The sequence below is a fragment of the Citrobacter sp. Ce104 genome, from assembly GCF_030334595.1.
GTDB lineage: Bacteria > Pseudomonadota > Gammaproteobacteria > Enterobacterales > Enterobacteriaceae > Citrobacter > Citrobacter europaeus.
Genome location: NZ_JAOWDP010000064.1, coordinates 696,046 through 711,874, shown reverse-complemented (window position 1 = coordinate 711,874; position 15,829 = coordinate 696,046). Strand labels below are relative to the sequence as shown.

Sequence of the window (15,829 nt, the reverse complement as noted above, 5' to 3'; positions counted from 1 at the left end):
CACTGTATTGATGGCAAACGATTTAATTATAAACAGGGCAAATCATGGCGAGACGTATTCTGGTCGTAGAAGATGAAGCTCCAATTCGTGAAATGGTCTGCTTCGTGCTCGAGCAAAACGGATTTCAACCCGTTGAAGCCGAAGACTATGACAGTGCTGTGAACCAACTCAATGAACCCTGGCCGGATCTCGTCTTACTTGACTGGATGCTTCCCGGCGGCTCGGGTCTGCAGTTTATTAAACATCTCAAGCGCGAAGCGATGACGCGGGACATCCCTGTGATGATGCTGACGGCGAGAGGTGAAGAGGAAGACCGCGTTCGGGGTCTGGAAACCGGCGCGGATGACTATATTACCAAGCCGTTTTCTCCCAAGGAGCTGGTGGCGCGTATTAAAGCGGTTCTGCGTCGTATTTCCCCGATGGCGGTGGAAGAGGTTATTGAGATGCAGGGGCTAAGCCTTGATCCGACCTCGCATCGCGTGATGACCGGCGAGGATCCGCTGGATATGGGGCCGACCGAATTCAAACTGTTGCACTTCTTTATGACTCACCCTGAGCGTGTCTACAGCCGTGAACAACTCCTCAATCATGTCTGGGGAACCAATGTCTACGTGGAAGACCGGACAGTGGATGTGCATATCCGCCGCTTACGTAAAGCGCTGGAGCACAGCGGACACGATCGTATGGTGCAGACGGTTCGCGGGACGGGATATCGTTTTTCGACCCGCTTCTGACTGACAAGAATCATGGCCTGATGGATTAGGCCGTAAATGGAGTAAGACGTTTGCTAGAACGATTGTCATGGAAAAGGTTGGTACTGGAGCTGATCCTGTGCTGCATACCGGCATTTATCCTTAGCGCTTTTTTCGGTTACCTGCCCTGGTTTTTACTGGCGTCGGTAACGGGCCTGCTTATCTGGCATTTCTGGAATCTATTACGTTTGTCCTGGTGGCTATGGGTCGACAGAAGCATGACGCCGCCGCCGGGGCGAGGCAGTTGGGAGCCGCTGTTATATGGGCTGCATCAAATGCAGCTTCGCAACAAAAAGCGCCGTCGAGAACTGGGTAACCTGATTAAACGTTTTCGCAGCGGGGCGGAATCGCTACCCGACGCGGTGGTGTTGACCACCGAAGAAGGCGGTATCTTCTGGTGTAACGGACTGGCTCAGCAGGTTCTGGGACTGCGCTGGCCGGACGATAGCGGGCAAAATATTCTTAACCTGCTTCGCTATCCGGAATTCACACAATATCTGAAAACGCGCGACTTTAGCCGGCCTATCAATCTGGTGCTCAATACCGGACGGCATCTGGAAATTCGCGTGATGCCCTACACCGATAAGCAACTGCTGATGGTGGCGCGCGACGTTACCCAGATGCACCAACTTGAAGGTTCACGACGTAACTTTTTTGCTAACGCCAGCCATGAGCTGCGTACGCCGCTGACGGTGTTACAGGGTTACCTGGAAATGATGCAGGAGCATCCGCTGGAAGGGACGACGCGTGAAAAAGCACTGCATACCATGCGTGAACAAACGTACCGCATGGAAGGACTGGTGAAACAGCTGCTGACGCTGTCAAAAATTGAGGCTGCACCGACGCTGCAACTGAATGAGAAGGTCGATGTACCCATGATGCTGCGCGTAGTTGAGCATGAAGCGCAGACGCTGAGCCAGCAAAAACATACGTTTACCTTTGATGTTGATAACAGCCTGAACGTGCGGGGTAACGAGGAACAGTTGCGTAGCGCTATCTCGAATCTCGTCTACAACGCAGTAAACCACACGCCTGCGGGAACGCACATTACCGTACGCTGGCAGCATGTGGCGTCGGGGGCGGAGTTTTGTGTGGAAGATAACGGTCCGGGCATTGCCGCCGAGCATATTCCACGTTTGACCGAACGTTTTTACCGAGTGGATAAAGCGCGATCGCGGCAAACAGGCGGTAGCGGGCTGGGTCTGGCCATCGTGAAGCATGCGCTGCATCATCACGACAGCCGCTTGAATATCGAAAGCGAACCAGGTCAGGGGACGCGATTTAGTTTCGTGATCCCGGAACGTTTGATTGCCAAAAGTAACGGTTAAAGCACATTCGTAAGATTAACTTTCCAAAAGCCAGCACAAGCTGGCTTTTTCCATGCGGTCAATATATGACTCCTGAATTTTACGACGTTTGATTGTTTTTTGTTCGAACTATTACCCATACCTTTTTCCATGAAATGGTGTTTTGTGCTAACCCAATTTTTCATATCGCTATATTGTTCTGGTTTTTGGATCCCACCTTGCTTTAAAACGTTATAAGCGTTTAAATTGCGCTCCAGGTGCTGTCATACCGACTGCATTTGCGCGGTAAATCGAAAAACTATTCTTCGCCGCGCCAGCTCGGGAGTGTTTCCCGCTGGAATTGAGCAAAAATGCCGCTGTATTGTCCCCCAGGGAAAGGCAAAAATTTATTATTTTCAACACCACATCCACAGGCAGTAAGACTTTATGACCCATCAGTTAAAATCGCGCGATATTATCGCTTTGGGATTTATGACATTTGCACTGTTCGTTGGTGCAGGTAACATCATCTTCCCCCCAATGGTTGGTTTGCAGGCAGGTGAACACGTCTGGACTGCGGCTTTTGGCTTTTTGATTACCGCCGTTGGTTTGCCGGTGCTTACCGTTGTCGCGCTGGCGAAAGTCGGTGGTGGTGTGGACCGACTGAGCACGCCTATCGGTAAAGTCGCCGGTCTGCTGCTGGCGACCGTTTGCTATCTGGCAGTTGGGCCGTTATTTGCTACTCCACGTACCGCGACGGTCTCTTTCGAAGTCGGGATTGCACCGCTGACCGGTGACTCTGCGTTGCCGCTGTTTATCTATAGCGTTATCTATTTCGCGATTGTCATTCTGGTTTCACTGTATCCGGGTAAACTGCTGGATACGGTTGGTAATTTCCTGGCGCCGCTGAAAATTCTGGCGCTGGTGGTACTGTCTGTCGCTGCAATTGTCTGGCCAGCGGGCCCGATCAGTAATGCGATGGAGGCCTATCAAACTGCGGCGTTTTCTAATGGCTTCGTGAACGGGTATCTGACCATGGATACGCTGGGCGCGATGGTATTTGGTATTGTTATCGTTAACGCTGCTCGCTCGCGTGGCGTTACTGAAGCGCGTCTGCTGACCCGTTACACCGTTTGGGCGGGTTTGATGGCGGGTGTGGGCTTAACGCTGCTGTATCTCGCGCTGTTCCGTCTGGGTTCAGATAGCGCGATTCTGGTCGATCAGTCTGCTAACGGCGCGGCAATTTTGCATGCGTATGTTCAGCACACCTTTGGTGGCGCGGGAAGCTTCCTGCTGGCGGCGCTGATTTTCATCGCCTGTCTGGTCACCGCGGTTGGCCTGACCTGCGCATGCGCAGAGTTCTTTGCCCAGTATGTTCCACTGTCTTATCGTACGCTGGTATTTATCCTCGGCGGCTTCTCGATGGTGGTCTCTAACCTGGGTCTGAGCCATCTGATTCAGATCTCTATTCCGGTGCTGACGGCTATCTATCCGCCATGTATCGCACTGGTTGTATTAAGCTTTACCCGCTCATGGTGGCATAATTCTTCCCGCGTCATTGCACCTGCGATGTTTATCAGCCTGATTTTTGGTATCCTTGATGGCATTAAAGCTTCTGCAATTGGCGACGTGTTACCGGCCTGGACCCAGCGTTTACCGCTGGCGGAGCAGGGGCTGGCGTGGTTGATGCCAACAGTCGTGATGGTGATCCTGGCAGTTATCTGGGATCGCGCAGCGGGTCGACAAGTGACCTCCAGCGCACACTAATATCACTGACAATAAGTTTTAACCACGGGGCTATTAATATGGCCCCGTGGTTTTTTTATTGTGTTAACAGGTTAGGAATCGATGGAAAGTAATAACAAGCTAAAGCGTGGGCTGAGCACCCGGCACATCCGCTTTATGGCATTAGGTTCAGCAATTGGCACTGGGCTGTTCTACGGCTCGGCCGATGCCATCAAAATGGCGGGGCCAAGCGTATTGCTGGCCTATATTATCGGCGGTGTAGCGGCGTATATTATTATGCGTGCGCTGGGCGAAATGTCCGTTCATAACCCGGCTGCCAGCTCCTTCTCGCGCTACGCGCAGGAAAACCTTGGACCGCTGGCAGGCTACATCACCGGCTGGACCTACTGTTTTGAAATCCTGATTGTCGCTATTGCCGACGTGACTGCCTTTGGTATTTACATGGGGGTCTGGTTCCCTGCCGTTCCGCACTGGATTTGGGTCCTCAGCGTGGTGCTGATTATCTGCGCCATCAACCTGATGAGCGTGAAGGTGTTTGGCGAGCTGGAGTTCTGGTTTTCGTTCTTTAAGGTCGCCACCATTATCATCATGATTGTCGCCGGTTTCGGCATCATCATTTGGGGGATTGGCAACGGCGGGCAACCGACCGGTATCCATAACCTGTGGAGCAACGGCGGTTTCTTCAGCAACGGCTGGCTCGGTATGGTGATGTCGTTACAAATGGTGATGTTCGCCTACGGCGGGATTGAGATTATCGGGATTACCGCAGGTGAAGCCAAAGACCCGGAAAAATCTATTCCGCGCGCCATCAATTCCGTACCGATGCGCATCCTCGTGTTTTACGTGGGGACGCTGTTCGTCATCATGTCCATTTACCCATGGAACCAGGTTGGCACCGACGGTAGCCCGTTCGTTCTGACGTTCCAGCATATGGGCATTACCTTTGCCGCCGGGATCCTCAACTTTGTCGTACTGACCGCGTCGCTGTCGGCCATCAACTCTGACGTCTTCGGCGTGGGTCGTATGTTGCACGGTATGGCAGAGCAGGGCAGCGCCCCGAAAATGTTCGCTAAGACCTCGCGTCGTGGCGTGCCGTGGGTCACGGTGATGGTGATGACCATCGCGCTGCTGTTTGCGGTGTATCTTAACTACATCATGCCGGAAAACGTCTTCCTGGTGATCGCCTCTCTGGCGACCTTCGCCACGGTATGGGTGTGGATTATGATCCTGCTGTCGCAGATTGCCTTCCGTCGTCGTCTGCCGCCGGAAGAGGTCAAGGCATTGAAATTTAAAGTGCCGGGTGGGGTTGTGACGACCGTTATTGGCCTGATTTTCCTGGTCTTTATCATCGCGCTTATCGGCTATCATCCGGATACCCGTATTTCGCTGTACGTCGGCTTTGCGTGGATTATCCTGCTGCTGGCCGGCTGGGTTTTCAAGCGCCGTCGCGAGCGTCAACTGGCTGAAGCGCAGTAATATTTTTGCCGGGTAGCCTGATGTTACCCGGCAATTTTCTCCTCCCCCGAGCTCCTCCCCCAATAAACGTTAAGATGAGGAGTGATCCTGCACTTCGCTATGGCAAGGTGACGTCATTATCATCAAAGGGGATACGTGATGTTGAACGCCTGGCACCTTCCGGTTGCCCCATTTGTTAAGCAAAACAAAGATCAACTGACGATTACATTATGGCTGGCGGGGGAGAATCCACCCCAGCGGGTGACGCTACGCGCAGAAAACGATAACGAAGAGATTTCGCTGGCTATGCACAAGCAGCGCAGCCAGCCGCAGCCGGGCGTGACCGCGTGGCGAGCGGCAATCGATCTCTCCAGCGGGCAGCCTCGTCGACGCTATAGTTTTAAATTACTTTGGCTCGATCGTCAGCTGTGGTTTACCCCGCAGGGTTTCAGCCGTTTTCCGCCTGCGCGTCTGGAGCAGTTTGCGATTGATGTGCCGGATAACGGTCCGCAGTGGGTCGCCGATCAGATTTTCTATCAAATTTTCCCGGACCGTTTTGCCCGCAGCCAGTCGCGTGAAGCGGCTCAGGATAATGTCTATTACCACCACGCGGCCGGGCACGATATTGTGCGGCGCGAGTGGGACGAGCCGCTTATGGCTCAGGCCGGCGGCTCCACGTTTTATGGCGGTGATTTGGATGGCATCAGTGAAAAGCTGCCGTACCTGAAAACGTTAGGGGTCACGGCGCTGTATCTGAATCCGGTGTTTACCGCGCCGAGCGTGCATAAATACGATACCGAAGATTACCGCCATGTTGATCCACAGTTTGGCGGCGACAGAGCACTGCTGCGCCTGCGTCACAACACCCAACGGCAGGGCATACGGCTGATTCTCGACGGTGTTTTTAACCATAGCGGCGATTCGCACGCCTGGTTTGACCGGCATAATCGGGGAACCGACGGGGCGTGCCATAATCCGCAATCTCCCTGGCGCGACTGGTATCATTTTTCAGATGATGGTGTCGCGCTCGACTGGCTGGGGTATGCCAGCCTGCCTAAGCTGGACTTTTCCTCCGCAAGCCTGGTGAATGAAATTTATCGCGGCGAAGACAGTATCGTCCGCCACTGGCTGAAAGCGCCGTGGAGTATGGACGGCTGGCGTCTGGATGTGGTGCACATGCTGGGAGAGACCGGTGGCGCGCGCAACAACCTGCAGCACGTGGCCGGTATTACGCAGGCGGCAAAAGAAACCCAGCCAGAGGCGTATGTGGTGGGCGAACATTTTGGCGATGCGCGCCAGTGGTTGCAGGCTGATGCCGAAGATGCCGCCATGAACTATCGCGGCTTTACTTTCCCCCTCTGGGGATTCCTCGCCAATACTGATATCTCATACGATCCGCAATCTATTGATGCCCAGACCTGTATGGCGTGGATGGACAACTACCGTGCGGGTTTGTCGCATCAGCAGCAACTGCGGATGTTTAATCAGCTCGACAGCCACGATACCGCCCGTTTTAAATCTCTGCTTGGTAAAGACGTTGCACGGTTACCGCTGGCGGTGGTGTGGCTGTTTACCTGGCCTGGCGTGCCCTGTATTTACTACGGTGACGAAGTGGGGCTGGATGGGAACAACGATCCATTTTGTCGCAAACCGTTCCCGTGGCAGCCTGAAAAACAGGACGCTAACCTGCTGGCGTTGTACCAGCGGCTGGCTAAATTACGCCATCAAAGCCAGGCGTTACGCCATGGCGGTTGTCAGGTGATTTACGCCGAGGATAACGTGGTGGTGTTTGTCCGCGTGCTAAACCGTCAGCGCGTGTTGGTGGCGATTAACCGTGGCCACGCCTGTGAAGTGGTCCTGCCAGCCTCGCCATTACTGAGCGTCAGCCAATGGCAGCACAAAGAGGGTAAAGGCCTGCTTGCTGATGATGTCCTGACGCTGCCGGCGATTACCGCCTCGGTGTGGTCAGGTCATTGATATAAGCGCGCAACCTCCCGGCTTGCCAGCAGCGCGTCTCGCCACCAGCGCTGTGCCAGCCCATCACGGTTATTGCGCCAGGCCATATAGGCCACGTCTTTTTGGCGAAATGAGATAACCGTTTTTTCTACCAGCTCGCCCGTGGCAAGCCACGGGCTGGCAATATGACGTGGGAGAAATCCGCAGCCCATGCCGGCCCGAAGTAGCATCACTTTACTGTGGAAGTCATCGACGCGGATCTGCGCTTGTTCTTCCATCAGATTGGTTTGTAACGGATGACAAAAGCGCGCACTGTCGCTGATAACAATCGCCCGATGCAGGCACAACTGCTCGTTGGTCAGGCCGTCCGTTGCTGCGGCCAGCGGATGCTCAGGTGCAACGACAAACACATTGTCCAGCGTACCGAGCATTTTGTAGGACCAGGCCGCAGACGTTGGCGGTTCATTAATCGCCCCCAGAATAATATCTGCTCCATTATGGGTCAGTTCCTCCCAGGAACCCGCCAGCGTATGGTGGGTAAAGCTCAGGCGCGTTTGCTTATTCAGCGCGTGAAATTCATCGATAATCGGCAACAGCGAGGCGAGGGGAAAGGAATCGTCCAGCGCAATTGCCAGCTCTTTTTCCCAGCCTGAACTCAGCTGCACTGCCTGCTTTTCGAGATCTTTTGCCGCGCTCAGCAGCAAACGTCCCTTTTCCAGCATCATCTGTCCGGTGTCGGTAAACTTAGCCCGGTGTCCAGAACGGTCAAGCAACTCGATATTCAGGTCGCTTTCCAGCTTTTGAATCATATAGCTGAGTGCCGCAGGGGTTTTAAACAGCGATTCGGCCGCCGCGGCAAATGAACCCTGTTTGTCGAGTGCGTCGAGAATGAGCAAAACATCCAGATTGATGCGCATAAGCAGAAAATATCCTGAAAATTAAACCTCTCTGTTGTACCGAATGAAGAAAAACAATGCCAGTGAATAAATTAGATGAGTTATGCGCATTTTTTTGATGTTGTTTAGGATATATCGCAATACAAAATTAATAGTTTCACAGGATGGTAAGTTTTCTTTAATAACTCGTTAGAAATTTCCCGCTATACTCAACAAGCTTTCTGATTCAGGATCCTGCTGCTGACGGCAGATACAGACCGTTGCCTTTTAACTTATTGATTAAGAAGGTGTGATATGTCTATTCGGGAACTGATTGACCCTCAAAACTCTACGCTTATTTTTATTGATCATCAGCCGCAAATGTCATTTGGTGTAGCGAATATTGATCGCCAGACTTTAAAAAATAATACCGTGGCATTAGCGAAAGCCGGGAAAATATTCAATGTTCCGGTGATTTATACTTCTGTGGAAACGAAAAGTTTTAGCGGATATATCTGGCCAGAATTGTTAGCGGTTCATCCTGATGTAAAACCCATTGAACGCACCTCAATGAACTCCTGGGAAGATGCGGCGTTTGTGAAGGCCGTGGAAGCGACCGGACGTAAAAAACTGATTATCTCCGCGCTGTGGACCGAGGTATGTCTGACTTTCCCTGCGCTGATGGCGCTGGAAGCGGGCTACGAAGTGTATGTGGTGACCGATACTTCCGGCGGTACGTCCGTAGATGCCCATGAACGTTCTATCGATCGTATGGTGCAGGCGGGCGCCGTTCCCGTGACCTGGCAACAGGTTCTTCTCGAGTACCAGCGCGACTGGTCACGCAAAGAAACTTACGACGCCGTTATGGATCTGGTGCGCGAGCACAGCGGCGCTTACGGTATGGGCGTGGATTATGCCTATACCATGGTGCATGGCGCGCCGGAACGTAAAGCTTAAATACACGTCATCCTTCATGTTGCATCTTTGTTGGCTTCGTTTGCATACCCCGGTCACTTACTTATGTAAGCTCCCGGGGATCCACAACCTTGCCGCCTCGATGCACCATGAATGATTTTGTGTATTGCTTTCCTGGCCTAAGCGGCCTGTTTCCTCTCAACAAGGAACCCTTCATGGCGCAGAGCAAACATGTGACGTTGGTGATTACCCACACCTTGCTACCTGAGCAGGCGCAGCGGTATGAGCAGTGGTTGGGGAAAATCATGCCTGTAGCGGCTGAATTTCCCGGTCATCTCGGCGCGAACGTGATTCGCCCGGCAGATGGCAACAACCTGTGGAACATCATTATCCGCTTCGACACGCTTGAGCATCTGTATAACTGGACCCAGTCCGATACGCGCCGCGTGCTGGTCGAAGAGATTGCTCCACTGCTGGCGGAAGGTGACAAAACCGAAGTTCGTACCGAAGCGGCATTCTGGTTTACGCCGCCCGCGCCCCATGTACGCCAGCCCAAACGCTGGAAACAGTTTCTGATAACCCTGCTGGTGATATTTCCCAGCACCAATCTGGTGCCGTGGTTGACCGGCATGGTGCTGCCTGCAATGAAGGGCTCGTTACTCCTGCATCTCATCAATGATGCCTTTGTGGTTGCGCTGGTGGTCTGGTTCTGGATGCCCATCGTAACCCGTCTGTTTGCCGGATGGCTGAAAAAAGCCTGACCGGTTTCTCAGGAGATTGATATGTCGCAAACTGCCACATTAATTCTGACTCACGGAAAAATTCATACTCTCGAAAAACAAAACCCGCAGGTTGAGGCGGTGGCGATCGCCAATGGTAAAATCCTGGCGACCGGGAGCCACGAGCGTGTAATGAGCTTTGCCGCCGAAGGGACGCAGGTTGTTGATCTGCAGGGACATACGGTGGTCCCGGGTCTGAACGATTCGCACCTGCATCTCATTCGCGGCGGTCTGAATTACAATCTGGAATTGCGTTGGGAAGGCGTGCCGTCGCTGGCGGACGCGCTACGTATGCTTAAAGAGCAGGCGGACAGAACGCCGTCGCCGCAATGGGTACGCGTGGTGGGAGGTTGGAGTGAATTCCAGTTTGCCGAACGTCGCATGCCAACCCTCGAAGAACTGAATGAAGCTGCTCCCGATACTCCGGTTTTTGTTCTGCATCTCTACGACCGGGCTTTGCTCAACCGTGCCGCGCTGAAAGCCGTCGGTTACACCAAAGCGACGCCGGATCCGGCGGGCGGTGAGATTGTGCGTGATAGCAACGGCAACCCGACCGGAATGTTGATCGCCAAACCCAATGCCATGATCCTTTATTCGACGCTGGCAAAAGGACCAAAACTGCCGCTGGAAATGCAGGTTAACTCGACCCGTCAGTTTATGCGCGAGCTGAACCGTCTGGGACTGACCAGCGCCATCGATGCGGGCGGCGGGTTCCAGAACTACCCGGAAGATTATGAGATAATTGAGCAGCTACACGCCAATAAACAGATGACGGTGCGTATCGCCTACAACCTGTTTACCCAGCGTCCGAAGCAGGAACTGGAAGACTTTGAACGCTGGACCGATATGCTCAAGCCAGGGCAGGGAACCGACTTCTATCGTGCCAATGGGGCAGGGGAAATGCTGGTTTTCTCGGCCGCGGATTTTGAAGACTTCCTCCAGCCACGCCCGGATCTGCCGGAAGGTATGGAAGATGAGCTGGAGCGCGTGGTGCGACACCTGGTTGAGCACCGCTGGCCGTTCCGCTTGCATGCTACCTACGATGAATCCATCAGCCGAATGCTGGACGTGTTTGAGAAGGTAAATCGTGATATCCCGTTCAATGGTCTGCACTGGTTCTTCGATCACGCCGAAACGATTACCGAACGGAATATCGAGCGTGTAAAAGCGCTGGGGGGCGGGATAGCGGTTCAGCACCGTATGGCGTTCCAGGGCGAATATTTTGTCGATCGCTACGGTAAAGATGCGGTCAAACATACACCGCCGGTGGCGAAAATGCTGGCGGCTGACGTTCCGGTCGGATTGGGGACTGACGCCACCCGCGTGGCCAGCTACAACCCGTGGACCGCGCTCTACTGGCTGGTTTCGGGCCGTACCGTTGGCGGAATGGCGATGTATGATGATAACAATCGCCTGCCACGCGATGTGGCGCTGGAACTGTGGACGGCCGGTAGCGCCTGGTTCTCCAGCGAACAGGGTAAGAAAGGGCGCATCGAGAAAGATCAACTGGCCGACCTGGTGGTGCTGTCTAAAGATTACTTCAGCGTGCCGGAAGAAGAGATCAAAGGCATCGAGTCGGTGATGACCATTGTCGATGGCAAAGTGGTGTACGCGGCAGGGTATTTCACTCCGCTGGCACCGCCAGCCATTCCGGTTGTGCCGGACTGGTCGCCGGTAGTGAAGGTGCCGGGGCACTATCGCTCAGCGCCACCTGCTGCGGCGAAAATTGGCGCAATGGTGCAGATGCACCAGTGCTGCGGCAGCTGCGGCGTACACGGTCACCAGCATGATATTGCGCGTAAGTCGGGGATTCCGGTGTCGGACGATCGGGCTTTCTGGGGCGCACTTGGTTGCTCCTGCTTCGCGTTTTAATCCCTCCTCACAGCCCCTGGCCAAACGCAGGGGCTGATTGTATTTTCTGAAAAGCGGGTCATAGTGTTAACAGATATGGCGTAACTGCAACAAATTGTGTCATTCTGGTCTGTCTTTATACAGTGAAGGTGGAAACATGGATGAGCTGCTAACCCTTGGCTGCATTGTTTTATTCTTCGCGCTGGTAGTGGTACCTTGCCTCGCGATCGTGGCATACAGACGCAGTGCGGCGGTACGTTCCGAACTGGTGGCCTTGCGCCGTCGGGTAGAGGAACTTGAGCTGCGCGGCGTGGTGCCAGAGTCTGTGGCGCAGGCAACAGCCATTGAGCCGACGCCTGCAACAGAGAGTATTCTTTCTGATGCGCCAACGTCTGCGATTAGCAACGTGGTGCCGGAACCTGTCACTGAGCCGACGCCGGAACTTGTTAACCCGTGGGCTTCGCAGCCGAAGCCGGAGAAAGCGGCGGTATCCACGCCCAACGTCGAGCGCCCTTCTGCTTTTGGTGGGGTGATGTCATCGCTGGTGCACTGGTTTATGCAGGGCAACCCGTTGGCAAAGCTCGGTATTTTGCTCCTGTTCCTGGGGCTTTCTTTCCTGTTGCGTTACACCGTCGAACATTCTTTGTTTCCGCTTGAGCTGCGCCTGGTGGCTGCCGCATTGTTTGCTATTGTCCTGTTGGCACTGGGCTGGCGGTTAAGGCATAAGCAACCGGTCTATGCGCTGATCCTACAGGGCGGGGCTACGGGGGCACTCTATCTCACCGTCTTTGGCGCGTTCCGGCTGTGGCAAATGCTGCCCATGACGCTGGCATTTGCGCTGCTGGTGGCGATTTGCGCGGCCAGTGTGGGTCTGGCTATTTTGCAAAAGGCACTCAGCCTGGCGATGCTGGCAAGCCTTGGCGGCTATCTCGCGCCGCTGCTGCTTTCCACCGGCGGCGGCAGTCATGTCGCACTCTTCTCTTTCTATCTTTTGCTCTCGGTGGGCATTCTCGCCATCAGCATCTGGCAGCACTGGCGGGAGCTGAATCTGCTCGGCCTGCTGTTTACCTTTGGCGTTGGCGGTTTGTGGGGACTGGATGACTATCGGCCTGAGTATTACCTGAGCTGCCAACTTTTCCTGATCGCCAACACCATTATTTTTGGTGTGCTGAGCGTGGCGCTATCGCTTCGGGCGCAGGAAAAAGGCAAACAGATTATTGACGGCGTGCTGCTGTTTGCTCCTCCACTGATAGGTTTTGGCATGCAGTATGCCATTACCCGACATATGGCATATGGTCCGGCGCTCAGCGCGCTAGGCTACGGTGGTTTCTATCTGGTGTTGGCGACGCTTGCCTTGCGGCGCTCGTCTTCTCTGGGGAGACCTCTGGTATTAGCTGCCCTGGCGCTCGGCGGCGCATTTACCACCCTGGCCATTCCGTTAGCGCTTTCAGCCCGTTGGACGGCGATGGCCTGGTCGCTGGAGGGGCTGGGTATCCTTTGGTTGGGTGTGCAACAACAGCAACGACGCATGAGTTATAGCGGTACGGCGCTGCTCGTGCTGGCCGTGGGCAGCGCGCTATGGGCGCTGACGAACGGCACAACCGCACTTTCGATGATGCTGATTTTTGCCGTGCTTAGCCTTAGCTGGCTGGCTGGTGCATGGCTATGGCGCAACATTCGGATACAGGGCAGTTGGGGGCTTCTCGCGGGTGGTTTGCTTTTCTGGATTATTGCACTTGTTGCGGCATCGCAACTCATCCTGAAACAGGATCGGTGGGTGCTGTCTGGCGTGTTGGCATTAATGGCGGTATCGGTTTGGGGCTGGCGAGCGATTGCTGGTCGCCTGGCATGGCGGGAGCTGGATGCCAGTAAATGGCTGCTGTGGCCGATGATGCTCGTGGTGCTGATGTATCAAATCTCTTTGCAGCAGATTTTTGCGGCGGGTTGGCCGAATCTGGCCTGGTGTGCGGCGCTAGTTGTTGCGCTGGCGCTGCTCTGGCGTGACGCGCAGATATTACCGCCAGCGCTTTCCCGGCTGGCGCATTTGTCGTTCTTCTGGATGATTTTATTGGCGCTGGCGGTTGAGCTGTTCTGGTTCGCGCAGGCGCTGCCGTGGGGCAGGGCTGCGTGGGGAAGCGGCCTGATGATGGCGGCTGGTGGGCTGCTGATTTTCATGGTTTATCAAGCTGTTCATCGCAAGCTCTGGCCGTTTCGCATCTGGCCGGCCCTCTATTCTGTTCAGGCGATGATTCCCGTTGCGCTGGCACTGGTCGGTTTGCTCGTGCTGACGAATTTACAGGATGGCGTGGTTTATCGTCAGACGTATCTGCCGTTGCTCAACCCGTTGGAAGAGGGCGCAGCGTTTGCCCTGCTGGGGTTGGTGGTGTTTTATCGCGTGTCTCAACGCTATTTCCCGGTTCAGCTTTCCGTATGTCGCCCATGGCCGCTTGTGGCGTTGATGGCGCTCAGCTTTTGGTGGCTTAATGGTTTGCTGCTGCGCGCGTTGTCCTGGTATGGCGAAGTTGCGTGGAATGTCCAGGCGCTATGGGATTCGCGGCTGATTCAAACCTGTTTTGCTCTGTTCTGGATGTTAGCGGCGCTGGTGGTGATGCTGCGAGCGACCCGGCGTCGCTCGCGCCAGGAATGGCTATGTGGCGCGGTTTTGCTGGGGATAGTCATCGTTAAACTGATGCTGGTGGACAGCGCGGGAGGCGGCGGCCTGGCGCGCGCGGTCGCGTTTATTGGCGTGGCCATTCTGGTGCTGATTATTGGCTATTTTTCACCCTTACCGCCCAAAGCTGGAGAAGAAAAATGAAATGGATGAAAGCGGTTCTCTGGAGTGCTCTGTTAGGAGCAACCGGCGCTGCGTGGGGCAGTAATACGGCTACGGATGCGCCAGCAGACTACGCGACGGGAGTGAAGCTCTTTACGCCTGGGTCAGAGCAATGGTATAGCCTCCCTCTGCCTTTAGCGGTATACCACGAGGCAGTCTGGCCGGACTTACGTGATATCAGGGTGTTCAACCGTCAGGGTGACGTAGTGCCTTTCACTCTGCTGGCAGAAAAAGCGCAGGCAACATCCCCGAAAACCATTCCTCTGCGCCTTTTCCCGTTTGATTCTACGGCGCAGCAGGTGACGCCAACGCAAGATGATGAACGCCCCGCGGTCCTGCTGCGTTCTAAAAATGGCATAGAAATTCGCTTCGAAAGTGAAAACCAGCAATCCATCGGGCAGAGTTATTTAATCGCTTTGCCAGACGATGTGAAAGAGACGCCATCGCTGTCCCAGTTACGTTTGATCTGGGATGCGCCTGCGAAAAACTGGCAGGGAACGGCATCGCTTTATTACAGCCGCGATTTGCGTGACTGGAGGTTGATTACAGGAAATGCGCCGCTGATGGATCTGACGCATAGCGACGACCGGTTGAAAATGGACACCTTAGGCGTTGATGATTTGCGAATGTCCGCTGATGGCGTCCCCTGGCTGCTGCTGATTCTTGATTCGCAAAGTCCTGCGCTGAATCTGAGCGGGGTGAGTGGGATAACCCGTGAGGAGCCTTCGCTTATCCAGCCTGTTTCGATGAATGCTGAAGTGGAGAGAATCGCCGAAAACCAGGCGATTTGGCGGTGGTCCAGGCCGCAACCGTTGACCTCATTACAGGTTTCACTGGATAACGAAGGCGTGTTGCCGGTTGAGCTTGAATGGCGCAAGGCAGAAAAAGAGGCCTGGCAGCCTTTAACCCGAACGGTTCTCTACAATCTGGAAAATCAGTATTCGGATGATATTCCGCTCTCCGGTGAATTGGTTGAGGCTGTCCGGATGACGACGCTTCAGGCGCGTTTGCCTGCCACCTTACCCGTGCTCAGAGGGGAGCGTGACAGCTATAAAGTGATTTTTAACGCACAAGGCCAAAGCCCGTTTATCCTGGCATGGGGAAACAAAGCGGCGGAACCGGCGAGCATCAGTCTGGCGATGCTGATCCCGGAGGCGTTACGCAAACACAACGACCCCGACAAAATGTCGCAGGCTTTTGAGGATGAACGGGTCACCCTGGGTGGCGAGGCGAGGCTGACGGCAACGTCAGTCGCTGAGCAACAAAGCCAGTGGAAAACGCTGTTGGTATGGGGGGCGTTGATACTTGGCGTCGCCGTACTGGCTCTGATGGCGTGGCGAATCTGGCGAGAAGTGAAAAAGGGTAATCCGACATAAACCAA

General features: G+C 54.5%; 11 protein-coding genes. 10 read left to right on the top strand and 1 reads right to left on the bottom strand.

Translation table 11 applies throughout. The features are described 5' to 3' along the window. The first annotated feature begins 44 nt into the window (after positions 1-44). From phoB to malZ, 5 genes are all read left to right on the top strand, one after another. Positions 45-734: a phosphate response regulator transcription factor PhoB gene (gene phoB / locus OGW16_RS14005; protein WP_003021496.1), complete on the top strand. Its 690-nt coding sequence runs from the start codon at positions 45-47 to the stop codon at positions 732-734. 50 nt (positions 735-784) lie between these two features. Beyond that, complete coding sequence (gene phoR / locus OGW16_RS14000) at positions 785-2,080, top strand: phosphate regulon sensor histidine kinase PhoR (protein ID WP_087051642.1); 1,296 nt, start codon at positions 785-787, stop codon at positions 2,078-2,080. 405 nt (positions 2,081-2,485) lie between these two features. Then, positions 2,486-3,805: a branched-chain amino acid transporter carrier protein BrnQ gene (brnQ, locus tag OGW16_RS13995; RefSeq protein WP_043015372.1), complete on the top strand. Its 1,320-nt coding sequence runs from the start codon at positions 2,486-2,488 to the stop codon at positions 3,803-3,805. A gap of 81 nt (positions 3,806-3,886) precedes the next feature. Continuing rightward, on the top strand, positions 3,887-5,260 hold the full coding sequence (gene proY / locus OGW16_RS13990; protein ID WP_016152018.1) for a proline-specific permease ProY: 1,374 nt from the start codon (positions 3,887-3,889) through the stop codon (positions 5,258-5,260). 138 nt (positions 5,261-5,398) lie between these two features. Next, positions 5,399-7,216 carry a maltodextrin glucosidase gene (gene malZ, locus OGW16_RS13985; protein WP_286518532.1) on the top strand — a complete coding sequence of 606 codons (1,818 nt, stop codon included), beginning with the start codon at positions 5,399-5,401 and terminating at the stop codon, positions 7,214-7,216. Here malZ and OGW16_RS13980 read toward each other — a convergent pair. Then, on the bottom strand, positions 7,210-8,112 hold the full coding sequence (locus OGW16_RS13980) for a LysR substrate-binding domain-containing protein (RefSeq protein ID WP_047413073.1): 903 nt from the start codon (positions 8,110-8,112) through the stop codon (positions 7,210-7,212). The genes malZ and OGW16_RS13980 overlap by 7 nt on opposite strands. Positions 8,113-8,385: 273 nt before the next feature. On the opposite strand from OGW16_RS13980, the gene OGW16_RS13975 reads away from it, so the two are divergent. From OGW16_RS13975 to OGW16_RS13955, 5 genes are all read left to right on the top strand, one after another. Further along, complete coding sequence (locus tag OGW16_RS13975) at positions 8,386-9,027, top strand: hydrolase (protein ID WP_003021513.1); 642 nt, start codon at positions 8,386-8,388, stop codon at positions 9,025-9,027. Between the two features lie 173 nt (positions 9,028-9,200). Then, entirely contained in the window at positions 9,201-9,746 is a 546-nt protein-coding gene (locus OGW16_RS13970) for an antibiotic biosynthesis monooxygenase (RefSeq protein ID WP_043015375.1), read from the top strand. Positions 9,747-9,767: 21 nt separating this feature from the next. Further along, complete coding sequence (locus tag OGW16_RS13965) at positions 9,768-11,636, top strand: amidohydrolase (RefSeq protein ID WP_047413070.1); 1,869 nt, start codon at positions 9,768-9,770, stop codon at positions 11,634-11,636. Between the two features lie 136 nt (positions 11,637-11,772). After that, entirely contained in the window at positions 11,773-14,430 is a 2,658-nt protein-coding gene (locus OGW16_RS13960) for a DUF2339 domain-containing protein (RefSeq protein ID WP_286518531.1), read from the top strand. Then, complete coding sequence (locus OGW16_RS13955) at positions 14,427-15,824, top strand: DUF3999 domain-containing protein (RefSeq protein WP_286518530.1); 1,398 nt, start codon at positions 14,427-14,429, stop codon at positions 15,822-15,824. The genes OGW16_RS13960 and OGW16_RS13955 overlap by 4 nt, the downstream gene beginning before the upstream one ends. The last annotated feature ends 5 nt before the right edge of the window (positions 15,825-15,829 follow it).